This is a genomic window from Micromonospora zamorensis, assembly GCF_900090275.1.
Taxonomy (GTDB): Bacteria; Actinomycetota; Actinomycetes; order Mycobacteriales; family Micromonosporaceae; genus Micromonospora; species Micromonospora zamorensis.
In genome coordinates, this window is the sequence record NZ_LT607755.1 from 5,588,859 (window position 1) to 5,606,640 (window position 17,782).

Genomic DNA, 17,782 nt, shown 5'->3' on the forward strand with positions numbered 1-17,782 from the left:
CATATGGGAACGCCGCCGGGCGATGCGGCCGTGACCACGCAGAATGGGCGGGTGCGCGACGCAGTCACGACGGCCCGGCGGGTCGTCGTCAAGATCGGATCATCCTCGTTGACCACCGCCACCGGCGGCCTGGCCGACGAGCGCGTCGACACGCTGGTCGACACCCTCGGTCGGCTCACCGCCGAAGGCCGCGAGGTGGTGCTGGTGTCCTCCGGCGCGATCGCCGCCGGCCTCGCCCCACTCGGCCTGATCCGACGCCCGCGCGACCTGGCTACCCAGCAGGCCGCCGCCAGCGTCGGGCAGGGCCTGCTGATCGGCCGGTACGCGGCCAGCTTCGCCCGGCACGGCCGCACTGTCGGGCAGGTGCTGCTCACCGTCGACGACGTGACCCGGCGCGCGCACTACCGCAATGCGTACCGAACGCTGCGCAAGCTGCTCGACCTGCGGGCGGTGCCGATCGTCAACGAGAACGACACGGTGGCCACCCAGGAGATCCGGTTCGGCGACAACGACCGGCTGGCCGCGCTGGTCGCCGCCCTGGTGCACGCCGACCTGCTGGTGCTCCTCTCCGACGTGGACGCGCTCTGGACCGGCGACCCCGCCAAGCCGCAGTCGACCCGGATCACCGAGGTCCACGGCGACGCGGATCTCGCCGGAATCACCATCGGCGGGGCCGGCCGGTCCGGTGTCGGCACCGGCGGCATGGTGACCAAGGTCGAGGCCGCCCGGATCGCCACCGGTTTCGGCATCCCGGTGGTGCTCACCGCCGCCGACCTGGCCGGTGCGGCGTTGGCCGGCGAGCCGGTCGGCACCCTGTTCCACCCGCAGCGGCAGCGCCCGACGGCCCGGCTGTTCTGGCTGGCCCACGCCACCTCGCCCCGAGGGCGGCTGCACCTCGACCCGGGTGCGGTGGCCGCCGTCGTCGGGCGGCGCAAGTCGCTGCTGCCCGCCGGCATCACCGCCGTGGACGGCACGTTCACCGCTGGTGACCCGGTGGATCTGGTGGACACCGCCGGCGCGCCGGTCGCCCGAGGGCTGGTCAACTACGACGCGGTGGAGCTGCCCGGGCTGCTCGGCCGCTCCACCTCCGAACTCGCCGCGGCGCTCGGCCCGGCGTACGAACGAGAGGTCGTCCACCGCGATGACCTGGTGCTGCTCTAAGGAGTCAACAGTGAGTGAGCGTCAGCGAACGAATCATCGGCTCAGGGCGGTGGTGCCTCAGGGCGGCACGGAGCGCAGCGGAGTGCCGGCATGAGCGTCAGCGAGCAGGCCCGACGCGCCCGGGTGGCGGCAGAGACGTTGGCCGTGGCCACGCGTACGGCCAAGGACGCCGCGCTGGTGGCGATGGCCGACGCGCTGGTGGCGCGTACCCCGGAGATCCTGACCGCCAACGAGACGGACCTGGCAGCCGGCCGGGAGGCCGGGCTGAGCGCGGCCGTGCTGGACCGGCTCGCCCTCGACGCCGGCCGGGTGGCCGGCATCGCCGACGCGCTGCGCCAGATGGCCGCGCTGCCCGATCCGGTCGGCGAGGTCGTCCGCGGCTCGACCCTTCCCAACGGGCTGGAGCTGCGCCAGATCCGGGTGCCGTTCGGCGTGGTCGGCATCATCTACGAGGCGCGACCCAACGTGACAGTGGACGCCGCCGGGATCTGCCTCAAGTCCGGCAACGCGGCGCTGCTGCGCGGGTCGTCCTCGGCGGCGCACTCCAACGCCGCGCTGGTTGCGGTGCTGCGGGACGCGGTCGCCGACGCCGGGCTGCCGGCCGACGCGGTGCAGCTGCTCGACGCCAGCTCCCGCGACTCGGTCAAGGAGCTGATGCGAGCCCGTGGGCTCGTCGACGTGCTGATTCCGCGCGGGGGCGCGTCGCTGATCCGCACGGTGGTCGAGGAGTCGACCGTTCCGGTGATCGAGACCGGGGTGGGCAACTGTCACGTCTACGTCGACGCCGCCGCCGATGTGGCCAAGGCCGTCGCGGTGACGCTGAACGCCAAGACGCAGCGCCTCTCCACCTGCAACACCGCCGAGTCACTGCTGGTGCACGCGGGCGTCGCCGACGCGTTCCTGCCGCCGATGCTGGCCGCTCTCGCCGAGGCCGGGGTGACAGTGCACGGCTCCCCAGAGGTGGCCGCCTACTCCGCCGCCGTGGTCCCGGCCACCGAGGAGGACTTCGCCACCGAATACCTGTCGGCCGACATCTCGGTCGCCGTGGTCGACTCGCTGGACGCGGCGGTCGCACATATCCGCCGCTTCGGCACCGGGCACACCGAGGCGATCCTCACCGACTCGGCGAGCGCGGCCCGCGACTTCGTCGCCCGGGTGGACGCGGCGGCGGTGATGGTGAACGCCTCCACCCGGTTCACCGACGGGGGCGAGTTCGGGTTCGGCGCGGAGATCGGCATCTCCACCCAGAAGCTGCACGCCCGCGGCCCGATGGGTCTGCCCGAGCTGACCAGCACCAAGTACGTCGTCACCGGGGACGGGCACCTGCGCTGAGGCCTGTGTCCAGGTCCTCGGCCCGACCGAGGATCTGGGCAGGCTGTAGGCCGGCCTCAGCCCGGCTGCGAGGCGGCTCCGGCCGTCGCGGGCCGGGCGGCCCGGATCGCGGACAACGTGGCGTGCACGTCGAACTGGTGGCCGTCGTCGCTCTCCCAGCCGCCGTCGCTGCGCTGCGTCTCGGTCAACCGGCGCAACGCCCGCACCATGATCCAGTCCTGCGGGTCGATGCCGGCCCGGCGCAGCGTGGATGCCAACCACGCCACGTCCCCCGGGGACATCTTCGGCATCCGTTCGGCGAGCACCACCTGGATCCGCGCCGACTCCTGGAACATCTCCTGCCGGTGCAGCACGGCCGCGCTCAGCCAGCCGGCGGCGAGGTACGAGGGCCAGCTACCGTCCGGGCGCAGCCGCGCGGCGAGCGAGTGGGCCGCCGCCTGCACCACCCCGGCGTACGCCCCACCGACCCGATGGTCGAGCGGGCCCGACGCGCGGGCGTCCAGGCCGGCGACGGTGAGCCAGAAACCGGCGTTGGCCGACTGGAGGAACCCGGCCTCCGGATCGCCGGGCCGGGCCCACTCCGGGGCCGAGTCGGCCAGCGACGCGTCCTCGTCCCAACTGCCGTCGGCCTGCTGTCGCGACGCCAGCCAGTCGAGCGCCCGGCGAGCGGCGGGGCGGCCGAGCGCACCCAGGTCGTCCAACTCGGCGAGCCGGAAACAGGTGGCGTCGATCGAGGCCATCGCACCGCCCCAGGTGGCCGGCCAACCACCGTCGGGTGACTGGCCGATCTCGGCCGTCTCCAGCAGCTCGGGGGGCACGGCGGTGCCGTTGCGAAGCCAGGAGAGGCGGGCTCGTTCCACCGCGTCCCCATGCGCCACGACGAACCCGATCGCCGCTTCCAAGTCGACCACGGCAGGAACGCTACCTGCGCAGACGCGATTCCGCCTCGGAGAATCGGTTGGCCCGGAGTGGCTGCGTCGCTCCGGGTGCCAGGGCAGAGCGGCGTCACGTGCGTCGATTGCCGGGGCGGCGGTGTGGGCCACCCCGGCACATCGATCAGTACGCGGGCAGCGCCGGGTCGATCTGCTTGATCCAGGAGAGCACGCCGCCCTGCACGTGCACGGCGTCCCGGAAACCCGCCGCCTTGAGCGCGGCGAGCGCCTCCGCGGACCGGACGCCGGACTTGCAGTGCAGCACGATCTGCCGGTCCTGCGGCAGCTTCGCGAGGGCCTCGCCGGAGATGATGTCGCCCTTGGGGATCAGCGTGGAACCGGGGATGCGGACGATCTCGTACTCGGCCGGCTCCCGGACGTCGACCAGGAAGATATCCTTGCCGGCGTCCTGCCACTCCTTGAGTTCGAGTGCCGTGATCGTCGCGTCGAGCGTCGCTTCCTGGGCCTCCTCGGAGACCGCGCCGCAGAAGTCCTCGTAGTCTTCCAGCAGGTCGGTGACCGTCGGGTTCTCGCCGCAGAGCGCGCAGTTCGGGTCCTTACGGACCTTGATCTTGCGGTATTCCATCTCCAGGGCGTCGTAGACCATCAGGCGGCCGACCAGCGGCTCACCGATGCCGGTGAGCAGCTTGATCGCCTCGTTCACCTGGATCGAGCCGATCGACGCGCAGAGCACACCGAGCACGCCACCCTCGGCGCAGGAGGGGACCATGCCGGGCGGCGGCGGCTCCGGGTAGAGGCAGCGGTAGCAGGGGCCGTGCTCGGCCCAGAACACCGAGGCCTGGCCGTCGAAGCGGTAGATCGAGCCCCAGACGTACGGCTTGCCGAGCAGCACCGCCGCGTCGTTGACCATGTAGCGGGTGGCGAAGTTGTCGGTGCCGTCGACGATCAGGTCGTACTGCGCGAAGATCTCGCGGACGTTCTCCCGGTCCAGCGCGGTGTTGTGGATCTCCACGTTGACCAGCGGGTTGATCTCACGGATCGACGCGGCGGCGGACTCGGCCTTGGACCGGCCGATGTCGGACACGCCGTGGATGATCTGACGCTGGAGGTTGGACTCGTCGACGGTGTCGAAGTCGATGATGCCGAGGGTGCCGACCCCGGCCGCGGCGAGGTACATCAGGGCGGGTGACCCGAGGCCACCGGCGCCGACACAGAGCACCCGGGCGTTCTTCAGCCGCTTCTGCCCGGTCACCCCGACATCCGGGATGATCAGGTGGCGCGAGTAGCGGCGGATCTCGTCAACGGTCAGCTCGGCGGCGGGCTCGACGAGCGGGGGCAACGACACGGTGGACTCCCCGGGATCGGCGGTGTGAACCGCGCCATTGTTGCTCGCCGGAGCCCTGCTCGGCCATGAGGGACGACACGTGGCCCGCGATGCGGGAGCGGGAATAACCGACGACCCGGTCGATCAGGGGACGATGTCACCCGCGTAGCGACGGCCGTCGAGGTAGGGCCAGGCGTTGGCGACGCAGCCGTTCAGGCCGTACGTCTGCTGCTGCATCACCGGCGCGGGCTCCCCCGGCCCGGGGCAGGCCTCGTGCTCCTCGCCGAACTCGTGGCCCACCTCGTGGTTGATCACATAGGTGCGGTAGGTGTCCAGCGAGGCGCCGTAGTCGGGGACCGCCTCCATCCAGCGGGCCAGGTTGATGATGACCTGGCCGGGCAGGCGGCAGGAGGTGTAGCGCTCGGTGGTCAGCCCGCCCTCGGCGCACATCCGCTCGGACGTGACCGGGGTGGCCAGGTAGATGGTGAAGTCGGCGGCCCCCGCGTCGGCCACCCGTTGCACCCGCAGGTCGCCGGAGGCGATCCAACTGCGCGGGTCACCCAGCACCTCGTCGACAGTGGCGGCGAACGCGTCGGCGTCCTGGCCGGTGCCACGTTCGACAGCGACCCGGTAACGGCGCAGCGGACCGTCCGCACCGTGCTCGGGTGTCTCGCCGTCGACTGCGGTAAATCGTCCCGCTCCGACCGACGGATAGCTGGTGGGCACCGGGTGCGCGGGAACACCGCCCCCGTGACCCATGCCGCCCTGGGTCGTGGCGGGAGTCTCAGCTGGCGGCTCGCCGGTGCGGTAGACCGTAACGCCGATCGCGGTGGCGAGGACGAGAAGGCCGAGCAGCAGGCTGCGGCGGCGGCGCCGGTGCATCCGGACGAGCGTGGGACGCACGTACGCCGAACGGCCCGACGGGTCGGGCGGCTGGGGTGGGCCGTAACGGGACGACGGCGTCATGACGTCGAGCCTGCCAGATTATTCGGGCATTTCTCCGGATTTGCCACTATTGCCGCAAGACGCCTCATGGAGGGCTGGAAGGTCGGCGTGTCGGCCCGTCGCTCAGAGGGCAGGACCGGCGTAACGACGCCCGTCGAGGTACGGCCACTGGTTGACCCGGCACCCGTTGAGGAACAGCGTCTGCTGCATCATCACCGGCGCCGGCCTGCCCGCCCCCGGGCAGCGCTCGTGCCGATGCCCGAGCTGGTGCCCCACCTCGTGGTTCACCACGTACGTCCGGTAGACCGCCAGCGGCACTCCGGCCGAGACGAAGTGCGGCACGGACAGCCGCCACCGATCCAGATTGATGATCACCTGGCCGGGCGCGCGGCAGGACGTGTACGGCCGACCCCCGACCCGGATGTCCACCCCACCGTCGGCGCACATCCGACCCGCCGTACGGGCGGTGGCCAGATAGACGGTGAAGTCACGAGGCGCGGCCCCGGGCACCTGCTGAAGCCGCAACCTGCCGCTGTCGACCCAACTGCCCGGCCCGGCGAGCGCCGTCTGCACCGCCAGCGCGAACTCGGCGGCGTCCTCGTTGCTGCCCGACTCCACAGCGACCCGGTAACGCCGCAGCTCACCCGCACGACCCAGCACCGGGCCGGAACGGGCGTCATAGCCGAAACTCCCCGTGCCGGCACTCGGGACCGCACCGGGCGCCCGCAGCACCGGAGACGGGCTCGACGGAACCGCCTCGGAGGGCGACGGGCTGACCGACGGCGGCAGTGGCGCGGCCACCAGCGGCGGCAGCGAGGCGATCTCGTCGGCGGCCAACCGGTCGGCAGCGGGGTGCCCACCCGGCCCCTCGGCGACCACTGTCACCACCGCGCCGACCGCCAACACCACCGCCACCAGTTGGGCGAACAGCGCGAAGCGTCGCTGACGGCGACCGGGGAGGGGGGCTGAGCTGGGCATCCACGTCAGCCTGCCAGATCAGGCCGCCTAACGGTGTCCCCCGTTTCGGCGAGCAGGCCGACCACCGCCCGGGCAACCAGCCGGGGCACCTCCAACTGCGCCACATGACCGACACCGTCGAGCATCATCAGCCGACTGTCCGGGATGACCCGGGCGGTCTGCGGCGCGACCCGCACGTCGACCAGGCGATCCGCTCGGCCGCCCACCACCAGGGTCGGTGCGCGCACCGCCTCGGCGAGGCGCCACAGCGAGCCCGGCCCGGGCAGGTACGCCCGCAGAAAGCTGGAGACCAGACCGCGGAACGTCCGGACGTACGCGGCGGCGTAGTGCTCCGCCTCGTACCGGACCCGGATCTCCTCCAGCGCCTCGGCCCGGCGCTGGTCGCAGATGCGGCTCAGATCGGCGACGCACGCCTCCAGCACCTGCTGGGCCATCACCTCGGGAGCGAGCTGGGTGAGGTGCCGGGCGACCAGCCGTTCGCCGCGCGGGATGGCGAGCACCGGCAGCATCCGCCCCTGCAACGAGCGACGGAAGTCGAGGAACGGCAGCGCCGGGGAGATCAGGGTGAGCGTACGGACCAGGTCGGGCCGGAGCCCGGCCACCTGGACCGCGACCGTGCCGCCCAGCGAGTTGCCGAACAGGTGAACCGGGCCCCGACCCGAGTGCTCGATCCAGCGGACCACCAGATCAGCGAACGCCGGAATCGTGTAGCGGGGGCCCGGCTCGCTACGGCCGAAGCCGGGCAGGTCGATGGCCTGACCATCGAGCCGGTCGGCGAGCAACCCGGCCAGGTCGGTCCAGTTCTGCGACGACCCGCCCAGCCCGTGCACGTACAGTGCCGGCTCCGCGCCGGCGGCGGTGGCCGGGGTGTCCCGTACGTAGGTGACCCGGCCGTCGAGGCGGACCTCCCTGCCCGGCCACGGTGGCGGGACATGGTGGTCGGGAAGCAGGTGGTCCGGCCAGAGGGTGGCGCGTCTCATCGTTCCAGTCTGCCTCGGACCACTCAGGACAGCAGCGCCTCCAGCCGACGGTTCACCGCCGCGAGGGTCGCCCGGACCACCGCCTGCCGGGGATCACCGGCGACCAGAGCCGAGCCTGCGAGCTGCTCGACCCAGCCCTCACAGACGAGCAGTGCCACCACGGTGGCCACCTCGCAGTTGCCGAACGGCACCACCGCCGCGTGCTCGACGAAGCAGCGCCCCCGCTCGGCGTTCTCGGCGCCGCGCAGCAACTCGTCCACCGCGGCGGCGGCCGCGACCGCGCAGAGCCGCAGCACGTAGCCGTCCACCGCCGGCCCGGTCGCGTACCCGGAGGCGCTGTCGCCCCCGGCCAGCAGCCGGACCTCCACGTTCGCGTCCAGGCCGAAGGTGCTGACCTGCACGTGGTCGATCACCACCCGGGGCCCCGGCGTGCCGCCGGTGTCCAGCGGTCGGGACGGCGCCGACTCCGTCGTGGTCACCTGACCACCGGAGTACGACGTGCCGAGCGTCGCCGGGCTCCCGGTCGCGCCACCGGCCGGCGCGGCCGAGACCGATCCCGGCTCCTCTACCGTGGCGCGACCCCGGTGTGGGGCGTTCGACCGGCGGCGGCGCGAGATGTCGGTGGCGGGCCTCTGCTCAATGCCTGCCGGCATGGCCTCCACCCGAGCACCCGACGGACGACCGCTCGTCGGCGTCTCGACCGCCCGCACCTCACCGGTACGCGCTTCGGCGGCGGCATCGCGTACGGTCACGCTCTGCTCCGGGGTACGCCGTTCGGCGGCCCGGGGTTCGGCAACGCGACGGCGAACCGGCGGGGGCGGCGTGCTGGGCAGACCGGGCACGTTCTGCGGGGCGGCGGCCAGCCCCATCCGATCCTGAAGCAGCCGGGCCACCTGCCGGCTCACCTCCGCCGGGTCGGCGCCGTCGGCCAGGTCGAGCCGGAGACTGTGCGCTCCCGCCGGGGTACGACGCAGCGCAGCGTCGCGGACACCGGCCACCTCGCGGACGGCGTCCAGGATCGCGTTGACGTCGAACCCCTCGGGGCGCTCCCGCAACGGGGCTGGCTCGTCGTCCCGACGAAGGTGGGTGGCGATGCGGGCGAGTTCCGGAGTTTCGGCGGGTGGCTCCACAGCTGGCGGCTCCGGCACGACGGGCACGTCCGGTTCTGCGGGGACGCGCTGCGGCAGCACCACCGCTTTCGGGTCCGACTGCCGGGCGTCGTCGGCCGGTTCGGACGACGACGTCGGGTCGGGTGCGGATCGGCGAGCCGCATAGGGGGAGGCGGACACGGGTCCTGGCCGGTCGTGGGGCTCGGACCCGTTCGTGGCAGGGGGCGGAGTCGAGCCCGTCGAGGACGACGTGAGGTCGCCGGGTGACGGGGCGTTGGTCGGCGCGGCCGGGCGGTGCGAGTCGACGGGAGACGGGCCGGGCAGGTCTGGCGTCGCCGGGCGGAGCCGGAATGGCGCGGTGGCTGGTCGGATCTCGGGCCGTGGCATGCCCGGGGCCTCGCCGTCGTCACCCCCACGGGGCATGGACGACTGGATCGCCCCCCACGAGGGACGGTCGACGGGGGTGGCGGGGATGCGGCCCTCGGACCAGTCCGGCCGTTCTTCCGGCGCGGTGCTCACCGGGCTGGTGGGCGGCCCGCCAGCCCAGGTGGGGCGCTCGGCGACCAGGGGCGGGCCCGCCGGAGCCGGTGGCGCCTCGGCCAGTGCGGGAGGTGGCCCGGCGGGCGCTGGCGGTGGCGCGTCGGCCGATGCCGGGCTGGCAGCCCAGGACGGCCGCGCCGGCGGCGCACTGGTCGGCTCGGACTCGGCGGCACCGCCAGCCCACGACGGGCGGACCGACGGCGTACCGGTCGAGGCCGCGTCGGAACCCCCGGCCCAGGACGGCCGCGCCGGCGGGCCACTGGTGGGCTCGGGATCGGCCGCACCGCCAGCCCAGGACGGCCGGTCGATCCGGGGCGTACGGCTGGCGCCGGACCCGGCCCAGGACGGCCGGTTGGCCGGCGGACCGCTGGTCGGCGTCGGGCCGCCTGCCCAGGCCGGGCGCTCCACGGCCGGTGGCGGCGTGCCCGGCGGGACCAGCGGCGGCGTGCCTGACGACGGCACGCCCGGCTCGCCGGTCGGGGGCTGGTCCGGGTCGACAGCCCGGAGCGGGCGATCGGTGGGCGGGACAGCGGGCGGGGCTGCCCAGGTCGGCCGGCCGGCCGGCGGCCCGCTGGTCGGTTCGGCCGGGCGCTCCGGCGCCGCCTCGGACGCGACGTCGCTCCGGACGGGGTCGTACCCGCGGGGCGGCTCGGCGCGGACCGGCTCGTACGGGCGGGGTGACCCGGCCCGCACCGGCTCGTACGGCTGGATGGGCTCGGCGACCCAACCCGGCGCGGACTCGTCGGTGGTCGGCGGACCAGCCGGCTCGTCGTCCGGACGGGACCAGGGCGGCGCCCAGCCACCGCCCCAACTCGGGCGGTTCCAGCTCGGCCCCGACCAGTCCGGCTCGATGGCCGACGATTCCCCGGCCCGGTGCGCGTCACCCGGGCGGGGGCCTTCGGCGGCGCGAGCCGGCTCGGTCGCGTCGGCGGGCCCGGCCGGCCCCGAGGTGCGTCCCGGTGCTGCCTGGTGCTCCGGAGCGAGCGGGTCCCGCCGGTCGCGTGACCCGGCGGCCGGTGGGTCCTCGGCGGCCAGCCGCTCGGCGTTGGGCGCGTGGAAGCCGGGCGGCACCTCGAAACCCGACGCGGCGGTGCCGACGGGCGGCACCTGGACCGCAGGCGGCGCGGAGGTGGGCAGGCCGGGCTCGGCCCAGCGGGCGCGGTGGGCGGCGGCCGGATCGGCGGCGGAGCGGTCGGGCTCGTCGACCCCCTGCTCCACACGCGGGGCGGGACGTTGGGCAGGCACCACCAGTCGGTCGCTGGCCGGCTCGGGCCGGCCCTCGACGGGCAGCCCGGGGGGTGCGCTCACCGGCGTGGGACGTCCCACTGTCGGTTCGAGGCCGGGGCGACGGACGCCGTTGGCGTCATCGGGATGGTGCACACCGTTGGCGTTATGGCCGTTGACCCGGGTCGGCGGATCGAGGTCACCCGGCAGCCCGGCCAGCGGCGACGGCAGGTCGCCATGCCTGGTGGAGGAGGTGCGCCAGCCGGACGCGGGGTCCGGCTGCCAACGCGGCGCCTGTTCCCGGGCATCCTCGTGGTCGGCGGCTCGCGGCCACCCACCCGCCGGGGGTGCCCACCCGCTGACGGAACGGGTCGGGTCGTCGTGCTGACCCGCTCCGTCACCGTGCTCTCCCGGGGTAGCGGCTCCGGGTTGACCTGTTTCACTCACCGCGCGCTCCTTGGTCGCCCCCGCTGAGGCTACCGTGTGCCGAGAGTGGCGATAAGTTACAGCGGCGGGCCATTTCCACGACGGTGGTCGCGGGCCTCGCCCGGTCTGGGGGGAAAATGCCGGCTCGTACGGAGAACTCGGAGGAACCCATGACCGCTGCGGGCAACGGTGCACAGACCGCTGGACGACCCACCCGTCTGCCCCGCTCCGCGCGTCGTAAGCAGCTTCTCGCTGCGGCGCAGGAGGTGTTCGTCGCACAGGGTTACCACGCCGCCGCGATGGACGACATCGCCGAGCGGGCCGGGGTTTCGAAGCCCGTGCTCTACCAACACTTTCCCGGAAAGATGGATCTCTACCTGGCGCTGCTCGACACGCACTGTGACGCCATCGTCGCTCAGGTGCAGGACGCGATGCACGGCACCAGCGACAACAAGGAACGGGTCAGCGCGTCGGTGCGGGCGTACTTCGACTTCGTCGACCACGAGAGCGAGGCGTTCCGGCTCGTCTTCGAGTCGGACCTGCGCAACGACCCGGCGGTGCGGCAACGGGTGGAGCGGGTCGAGCAGGGCTGCATCGCGGCGATCACCGACACCATCATCTCGGACACCGGCGTGAGCCGGTCGCACGCCGAGCTGCTCGCCTCCGGGCTGGTCGGTGCCGCGGAGACGGCCGCGCAGTTCTGGCTGGCCGGTGGCCGGCAGGTGCCGAAGGCCGAGGCCGAGGCGCTGGTGGCCGCGCTGTCGTGGCGGGGCATCGCGAGCTTCCCGCTGCAAGGTGAGTCAGCCTGACCGCCGACCCCGTGATCGGATAGCCTTCGCAGGGCGGTTCTTTCGCCCCAGTTGAGGAGGCACAGTGGAGGTCAAGATCGGCGTGCAGTACGCGCCGCGTGAGCTGGTAGTAGACAGCGCGCAGTCGCCGGCCGAGATCGAGCAGATCGTGACCGACGCCTTCGCCGGTAACGGCGGCACGCTCTCCCTGACCGACGAGAAGGGCCGACGGGTCATCGTGCCGGTCGAGAAGGTCGCCTACGTCGAGATCGCCGAGGCGTCGTCCCGGGCGGTCGGTTTCACCGTCCGCTGACCGGTCCGGCCATCGCGGCAGGTCGGCATCGGCCCACCTGCCGCAGGCCGGCACCGGCTTCCCGGGCGGTCAGTTGTTCAGCCCGGCGGCGGCCATCCGCGCTGTGTGCGCGGCGGTGAGCCTGCCGAACAGCCCCGGCACGTCGACCCGGTCGCCCCGCGCGATCAGCGCGGTGATTGCGACCCGCTCGGCGGCGAAACGGGCTCGCCTGGGACAACGCCTCGCCGACCAGCCGCCGCCCTCACATGGAGAGCCGGCCAGCCGCCCGGTCCGGTTCTTCCAGCGCGGGACCGGGGATGCTCGGCGTGGACACGAGCGCAGGCCAACGGGCATCCCACGAGGCGGATCGACGTGACGTAGGTCACAATTACTTGCCCCGCGTGACGAGTGGCCGGGTGGGAATCGGGACGGGCGCATCCCTGTTCAGGTAGCATGGAGCAGTTGCCGTGGGCGCCGATCTGATCGAAGCTCAGCCCGCGGCGCGCGTGCGGCCCGGTCCGGCTCGGCAATCTGCCGCCGACCGTGTGGCCCGCGTCATACCGAACGCGCCCTGAGGACATGACGGGCGCACCCACGAGAGGGCACCCCCACATCCACATGAGCGACCTGACTCAAGATTTGATGGACGGCCAGGAACTGGCCCCCACTGCCCCGGTTCGACCGGAGGCCCCCACGTTCGCCGCACTCGGCGCCCGCGCCGAGACCGTCGAGGCCCTGGCCGCGGCGGGCATCACCCGCGCCTTCGCCATCCAGGAATACGCGATCCCGATCGCGCTGCGCGGAGTCGACCTGATCGGTCAAGCGCCCACCGGCACCGGCAAGACCCTCGGCTTCGGCGTGCCCCTGCTGGATCGCGTCTTCGCGCCGGGCGAGGGCAGCGACGGCGTCCCCCAGGCGCTGGTCGTCGTCCCCACCCGTGAGCTGGGCATCCAGGTCGCCAAGGACCTGGCCGCCGCCGGCCGGACGCGGGGCGTCCGGGTGCTGCCGATCTACGGCGGCGTCGCGTACGAGCCGCAGATCGACGCGCTGCGCAAGGGCGTCGAGATCCTGGTCGGCACCCCGGGCCGGCTGATGGACCTCCAGAAGCAGAAGCACCTCCGTCTGGACCGGGTGCACGCGCTCGTCCTCGACGAGGCCGACCGGATGCTCGACCTGGGCTTCCTCGACGACGTCGAGAAGATCCTCGCGATGCTTCCGGAAGACCGGCAGACGATGCTCTTCTCGGCCACCATGCCGGACCCGATCGTCACCCTGTCCCGGCGCTTCCTGCGCCAGCCGATGACGATCCACGCCGGGCACACCGCCGAGACCGGTCCGTCGCCGCAGACCCAGCAGCTGGTCTACCGCACCCACTCGATGAACAAGGTCGAGGTGGTGGCGCGCATCCTCCAGGCGGAGGGGCGTGGGCTGACCATGATCTTCACCCGCACCAAGCGGGCCGCCGACCGCGTCGCCGAGGACCTCGACTTCCGCGGGTTCGCGGTCGCCGCGGTGCACGGTGACCTCGGCCAGGGTGCCCGCGAGCGGGCGCTGCGGGCCTTCCGGGCCGGCAAGATCGACATTCTGGTCGCCACCGACGTGGCGGCCCGAGGGCTGGACGTCACCGGCGTCACCCACGTCATCAACTACGACTGCCCCGAAGACCAGGACACCTACACCCACCGGATCGGTCGGACCGGCCGGGCCGGCGCGACGGGTGTCGCGGTGACCTTCGTCGACTGGGACGACATGCCGCGCTGGCGGATCATCGACAAGACCCTGGGTCTGGAGATGCCGGAGCCGCCGGAGACGTACCACACGTCGCCGCACCTCTACACCGACCTGCACATCCCGACCGAGGTCAGCGGCACCCTGCCGACGGCCGAGCGCACCCGCGCCGGGCTGTCCGCCGAGATCGAAGAGGACCTGGGCGGGACGACGCGCTCCCGTCGGGGCGACAGCGGTGGCGGCCGGAGCCCCCGACGCGGTGAGAGCCGTGGCGAGGGGCGAGGGGAGCGCCGTGGTCGGGGCGACAGCCGCCGCGACCGCTCCGACGCCGGCACGCCGGCAGCGGCCGAGGCCGAGGCACCGGCGATCGCCGAGGCTGGCGACACCACCGACGAAGGCACCCGTACCCCGCGCCGCCGGCGTCGCCGCCGGGCCGGCGAGACGGTCGTGGGCGAGCCGACCGCGGTGATCTCCGCCGATCCTGGCAGTGACGCCGAGCCGGCCGCCGCGTCCGACGGCGAACCGTCGAAGCCGCGCCGCCGCCGGCGCCGCCGCGGTGGCGGTTCCGGTGCGGGTACGCCGGCCGAGGCGACCGCGGACTGACCCACAGCCACACCTGACATCCCCCGCACCGCCTCGCGCGGTACGGGGGATGTTCCCTTCCCACCCCACCTGCCGAAGATGGAACGATGCCGGAACCACTGGATGTTGCCCTGACCGAGGTTCGGGCGCTGCTGCTCGACCCCGCGCTGACCCGGGCGGTCGCCGCCGGACGACGCCGTGGGCGCCATCCCGTGGTGGCTCGGGCCGAACTGCGGCCGGTACGGCTCAAGGCCGGCCCGCGACTGCAGATCGCCACCTCCGACGGCACGCGCCCGTACACCCGCAACGTCGCCCCCGGTCCGGAGGCGATCCAGGCGATCGACGAGCTGCTGGCCGAACCGTTCGGCAACTGGCACGTGGAGACGGCCGACGCGACGCTCCAACTCCGGGTGACCAAGTCCGGCGAGGCGCAGGTGCACCGCGCCGCGACGTCCCGCCCGGCGGCCACACCGAGCGGGAACGACCGGGCGAAGGAATACCTGCTCGACCCCGGTGACCCGATCTTCGCCGAGATCGGCGGCTCGGCGGCCAAACGCCGCCAGGTGGACGCGTTCCTGCGTGCCCTGGCCGCGACCCTGCCCGACGATCTGACCGGTTCGCTGCGGGTGGTCGATCTGGGCTGCGGCAACGCGTACCTCACGTTCGCCGCGTACCGCTACCTGGCAAGTCGAGGGCTCGACGTCCAACTGATCGGCGTGGACGTCCGGGAGGACCAGCGGCGACGCAACACCGAGCTGGCGCAGCGGCTGGGCTGGGCCGACCAGATCAGCTTCGTCGCCGGCACGATCGCCGACGCCGTCGTCGACCCCGCACCCGACCTGGTGCTGGCGCTGCACGCCTGCGACACCGCCACGGACGAGGCGTTGGCCCGCGCAGTGCGCTGGGAGGCCCGCTGGGTGCTGGCCGCGCCGTGCTGCCACCACGACCTGGCGAAGCAGCTCCGCGCCCACCCCACCCCGGCACCGTACGAGCTGCTGACCCGGCAGGGCATCCTGCGCGAGCGGTTCGCCGACGTGCTCACCGACGCACTGCGCGCCGGGTTGTTGCGGGTGCACGGGTACCGGGCCGAGGTGGTGGAGTTCGTCGACTCCCAGCACACGCCACGCAACCTGCTGATCCGTGCCCGCCGCACCGGTAGCGAGGCCAGCGAACAGCAGAACGCGGAGTACCGCGAACTGGTGGACCAGTGGCAGGTCACACCCCGACTGGAGACCCTGCTCTCCGCCGCCGAGGAAACCGCCGCCTAGCGACGGCGATCGCTGCCGCCACTGCGGTCCCGGGCACCGTTGCGCTCACCGGCGCCACGGTCGAGGACCGATATCCGGTCGCCGCCGTTGCGCTGAGTGGCCCGCTCACCGTCGCCCAGGACGGTCGGGAAGGGCACGACCTTGCCCGCGCTCTCGGCGTTGCCGGCGGCGGCGAAGGCGTTCCAGGAGATGTCCACCAGCAGCTTCTTGGTCTCGGCGTGCCGAATGGCAGCGCTGTGCTGCAACGCCATCCGGGCACCCAGCACGACCGCGACCAGCGTGGTGGTGATCGCGCCGGTGGCGGCTAGCACCTGGAGACCGGTCGCGGAACTGGTGCGGAGCACCAGAACCAGCAGCCAGATCCAGAACGCGGCAGCGAAGACGCCGGCCTTGGCAACGAAGAACAGGCTCACCGCACCGGGCTGGTACGGCTGGGGGCGGCTCGGTTCGGCCATGGTGCTCCTCGGGCGGTGGTGCGGTCGGACGCGGCAGACGAGACCATGCCGGGACGGGCACCGAGCTTAGTGGAAGAACGATAGTGATCGCTTGATGCAATTTTCGGTCGGCATCATGCTGTCGCGGAAAAGTCTCGTCCACGGGACAGATTGTGCGGTCAGTCAATTGTTTCCGGCTGTGGGCGTACTACCCTCGGAAAGGCGCATCGTCCCGGTGCTGCGGCAGGGGGAAAGACACACAGGGATGGGATCAGCCGAGGTATCACCGCAGATGGCCTTCGCCCGCTTCGTCCGGCGCGCCATCGATGACGCTCGTGACGAACGTGGCTGGACCGTGACCGATCTTGCCTCGCACACGGGCGTGGGACGCTCCACCGTGTTCCGCTGGTTGGCGGGTGACTGGCAGGATTATCCCGAGCTGGCCAAGGTGCGCGGCTTCTGCGCCGCACTGGACCTACCGGTCGCTGCCGCGTTCCGCGCGCTCGGGCTGCCCGACGCCGGCCCCACCCCCCGTCGACGCCATGACGACGGCCCCGTCGAAGCCGACGTCCGCGCCATCCTGGACCGGCTGGCCGACCCGACGGTCCCCGCCGAGGAGAAGCACCACATCCGCGACCTGCTCCGCTACCTGGCCCGCCGCCCCATCCGCCGAGCCGGCTAACCCCCCACGCCCCACGCACCCCGCAGCCCCGCGTTGATCATGAAGTTATTGCCGCGACACGCCGCAGGGCATGGCAATAACTTCATGATCAACAGGGTCGGGTCGGGGTCGGGCGCCGGGTGGGATTAGGGGACCGTGAGGGTGAACTCGGCGGTGTGGACTTCGGTCCCTACCTGGAAGTCCAGGTACAGGCGGTAGCGGCCGGGGCCGGGGGTGGTCAGCCAGAACTTGATCTGGCCGTCCACCAGCTCTGGTTCCGGGTGCACGTGCAGGTAGCCGAGGTCGCCCTCGCGCAACGCCACCAGATGCCCGTACGCCCCGAGGTACCGCTCCAGAGGGGCGGCGCCGCCAGCACCGTCGACCCGGAACGTCAGCGGCACTGTCGCCCCCGCCTGCGGGATGCCCTGGTAGCCGACCGTGAACTGGTCCACCGTCGTCGAGGTGGCCGGACCCGGCAGCGAACGGGGCTGGTAGTCACCGGGCACGACCAGGTCCGCGCCGAGGGTCACCGCGGTCTGCGCGCCGTTGTCGGCGACGACGGTGAAATCGGCGTACGCGCGCCAGACCCCGGACTGCGCGAGGGTCAACGGCACCGACCAGGTGCCGTCCGCCGCCATGGTCGGGTGCAGGTGCTGGTAACCGGTCAGGTCCCGGCGGACGACGATGAGGTGCATCGGCTTGTCGTGCACGACGGCGAAGCGGGTGACGGGCCGGCGCTGCACGTCGCGCACCTGGAAGCGGAGCTGACCGGGCCTGCCGGCCGCGAACTCGGTCGTCAGGGGCGCCAGGGTGAACCCGGCTGAGCTGACCGCCAGACCGCCCGGTTCGGTGGCCGTGCCCTGATCGGTGCTCGCGGCGCTGCCGTGGTTGTGCGGCCCGGTCCCCGGTGGGTCGGTGTGATCGGCGGCCAACGACGGGCTGCCGGTGGCGGTGCCTGTCGTGTTCATCCGGCCGAGGCCGAAACCGAGCAGCACCGCCAGCACCAGCCCACCGACCACCAGCGCCAGCCGGAGCGTGCTCCGGTCCGGCGCGGCGGAGACCTGGTCAGGCACCGCCGACACCCAGCACGTGGCCCGCCTCGGCGACGGCGGTCCTA

15 protein-coding genes are annotated in these 17,782 nt (G+C 73.0%); 7 read left to right on the forward strand and 8 right to left on the reverse strand.

What is annotated here, in order from left to right; genetic code table 11:
* Positions 1 to 3 precede the first annotated feature (3 nt).
* Positions 4 to 1,161: a glutamate 5-kinase gene (gene proB / locus GA0070619_RS24900; protein ID WP_088950280.1), complete on the forward strand. Its 1,158-nt coding sequence runs from the start codon at positions 4 to 6 to the stop codon at positions 1,159 to 1,161.
* Between the two features lie 90 nt (positions 1,162 to 1,251).
* Complete coding sequence (locus GA0070619_RS24905) at positions 1,252 to 2,493, forward strand: glutamate-5-semialdehyde dehydrogenase (RefSeq protein WP_088950281.1); 1,242 nt, start codon at positions 1,252 to 1,254, stop codon at positions 2,491 to 2,493.
* 56 nt (positions 2,494 to 2,549) lie between these two features.
* Here GA0070619_RS24905 and GA0070619_RS24910 read toward each other — a convergent pair whose 3' ends face one another.
* The 6 genes from GA0070619_RS24910 to GA0070619_RS34175 all read right to left on the reverse strand — a co-directional run bounded on the left by GA0070619_RS24910 (position 2,550) and on the right by GA0070619_RS34175 (position 9,700).
* Positions 2,550 to 3,491 carry a prenyltransferase/squalene oxidase repeat-containing protein gene (locus tag GA0070619_RS24910; protein ID WP_088952030.1) on the reverse strand — a complete coding sequence of 314 codons (942 nt, stop codon included), beginning with the start codon at positions 3,489 to 3,491 and terminating at the stop codon, positions 2,550 to 2,552.
* Between the two features lie 58 nt (positions 3,492 to 3,549).
* Positions 3,550 to 4,731: an adenylyltransferase/sulfurtransferase MoeZ gene (gene moeZ, locus GA0070619_RS24915; protein ID WP_088950282.1), complete on the reverse strand. Its 1,182-nt coding sequence runs from the start codon at positions 4,729 to 4,731 to the stop codon at positions 3,550 to 3,552.
* A gap of 123 nt (positions 4,732 to 4,854) precedes the next feature.
* Complete coding sequence (locus tag GA0070619_RS24920) at positions 4,855 to 5,676, reverse strand: DUF3152 domain-containing protein (protein WP_088950283.1); 822 nt, start codon at positions 5,674 to 5,676, stop codon at positions 4,855 to 4,857.
* Between the two features lie 102 nt (positions 5,677 to 5,778).
* On the reverse strand, positions 5,779 to 6,633 hold the full coding sequence (locus GA0070619_RS24925; RefSeq protein WP_088950284.1) for a DUF3152 domain-containing protein: 855 nt from the start codon (positions 6,631 to 6,633) through the stop codon (positions 5,779 to 5,781).
* A 5-nt stretch (positions 6,634 to 6,638) separates the two neighbouring features.
* Positions 6,639 to 7,613, reverse strand: coding sequence for an alpha/beta fold hydrolase (locus GA0070619_RS24930; protein WP_088950285.1), 975 nt, complete (start codon positions 7,611 to 7,613; stop codon positions 6,639 to 6,641).
* Positions 7,614 to 7,636: 23 nt separating this feature from the next.
* A complete protein-coding gene (locus GA0070619_RS34175; RefSeq protein WP_414855645.1) occupies positions 7,637 to 9,700 on the reverse strand; it encodes a hypothetical protein in 2,064 nt (687 codons plus the stop codon).
* A 1,382-nt stretch (positions 9,701 to 11,082) separates the two neighbouring features.
* Here GA0070619_RS34175 and GA0070619_RS24945 point away from each other — a divergent pair.
* From GA0070619_RS24945 to GA0070619_RS24960, 4 genes are all read left to right on the forward strand, one after another.
* Positions 11,083 to 11,721: a TetR/AcrR family transcriptional regulator gene (locus GA0070619_RS24945; RefSeq protein WP_088950287.1), complete on the forward strand. Its 639-nt coding sequence runs from the start codon at positions 11,083 to 11,085 to the stop codon at positions 11,719 to 11,721.
* Positions 11,722 to 11,785: 64 nt separating this feature from the next.
* A complete protein-coding gene (locus GA0070619_RS24950; RefSeq protein ID WP_088950288.1) occupies positions 11,786 to 12,013 on the forward strand; it encodes a DUF3107 domain-containing protein in 228 nt (75 codons plus the stop codon).
* A 597-nt stretch (positions 12,014 to 12,610) separates the two neighbouring features.
* Positions 12,611 to 14,323, forward strand: a complete 1,713-nt coding sequence (locus GA0070619_RS24955) for a DEAD/DEAH box helicase (protein ID WP_088950289.1) — start codon at positions 12,611 to 12,613, stop codon at positions 14,321 to 14,323.
* 86 nt (positions 14,324 to 14,409) lie between these two features.
* Positions 14,410 to 15,570, forward strand: coding sequence for a class I SAM-dependent methyltransferase (locus GA0070619_RS24960; RefSeq protein WP_088950290.1), 1,161 nt, complete (start codon positions 14,410 to 14,412; stop codon positions 15,568 to 15,570).
* Here GA0070619_RS24960 and GA0070619_RS24965 read toward each other — a convergent pair.
* Positions 15,567 to 16,025: a hypothetical protein gene (locus tag GA0070619_RS24965; RefSeq protein WP_088950291.1), complete on the reverse strand. Its 459-nt coding sequence runs from the start codon at positions 16,023 to 16,025 to the stop codon at positions 15,567 to 15,569. The two genes, GA0070619_RS24960 and GA0070619_RS24965, sit on opposite strands and share 4 nt — an antisense overlap.
* Positions 16,026 to 16,269: 244 nt before the next feature.
* On the opposite strand from GA0070619_RS24965, the gene GA0070619_RS24970 reads away from it, so the two are divergent.
* A complete protein-coding gene (locus GA0070619_RS24970) occupies positions 16,270 to 16,686 on the forward strand; it encodes a helix-turn-helix domain-containing protein (RefSeq protein WP_088950292.1) in 417 nt (138 codons plus the stop codon).
* A gap of 125 nt (positions 16,687 to 16,811) precedes the next feature.
* Here GA0070619_RS24970 and GA0070619_RS24975 read toward each other — a convergent pair whose 3' ends face one another.
* On the reverse strand, positions 16,812 to 17,738 hold the full coding sequence (locus GA0070619_RS24975) for a hypothetical protein (RefSeq protein ID WP_088952032.1): 927 nt from the start codon (positions 17,736 to 17,738) through the stop codon (positions 16,812 to 16,814).
* Positions 17,739 to 17,782 lie beyond the last annotated feature (44 nt).

Bases quoted from the DNA above. Each gene is read 5' to 3' on its own strand.
- GA0070619_RS24930 (WP_088950285.1), bottom strand. From the start codon at position 7,613: ATGAGACGCGCCACCCTCTGGCCGGACCACCTGCTTCCCGACCACCAT.
- GA0070619_RS24905 (WP_088950281.1), top strand. From the start codon at position 1,252: ATGAGCGTCAGCGAGCAGGCCCGACGCGCCCGGGTGGCGGCAGAGACG.
- GA0070619_RS24960 (WP_088950290.1), top strand. From the start codon at position 14,410: ATGCCGGAACCACTGGATGTTGCCCTGACCGAGGTTCGGGCGCTGCTG.
- GA0070619_RS24925 (WP_088950284.1), bottom strand. From the start codon at position 6,633: ATGCCCAGCTCAGCCCCCCTCCCCGGTCGCCGTCAGCGACGCTTCGCG.
- GA0070619_RS24965 (WP_088950291.1), bottom strand. From the start codon at position 16,025: ATGGCCGAACCGAGCCGCCCCCAGCCGTACCAGCCCGGTGCGGTGAGC.
- GA0070619_RS24945 (WP_088950287.1), top strand. From the start codon at position 11,083: ATGACCGCTGCGGGCAACGGTGCACAGACCGCTGGACGACCCACCCGT.
- proB (WP_088950280.1), top strand. From the start codon at position 4: ATGGGAACGCCGCCGGGCGATGCGGCCGTGACCACGCAGAATGGGCGG.
- GA0070619_RS24920 (WP_088950283.1), bottom strand. From the start codon at position 5,676: ATGACGCCGTCGTCCCGTTACGGCCCACCCCAGCCGCCCGACCCGTCG.
- GA0070619_RS24970 (WP_088950292.1), top strand. From the start codon at position 16,270: ATGGGATCAGCCGAGGTATCACCGCAGATGGCCTTCGCCCGCTTCGTC.
- GA0070619_RS24955 (WP_088950289.1), top strand. From the start codon at position 12,611: ATGAGCGACCTGACTCAAGATTTGATGGACGGCCAGGAACTGGCCCCC.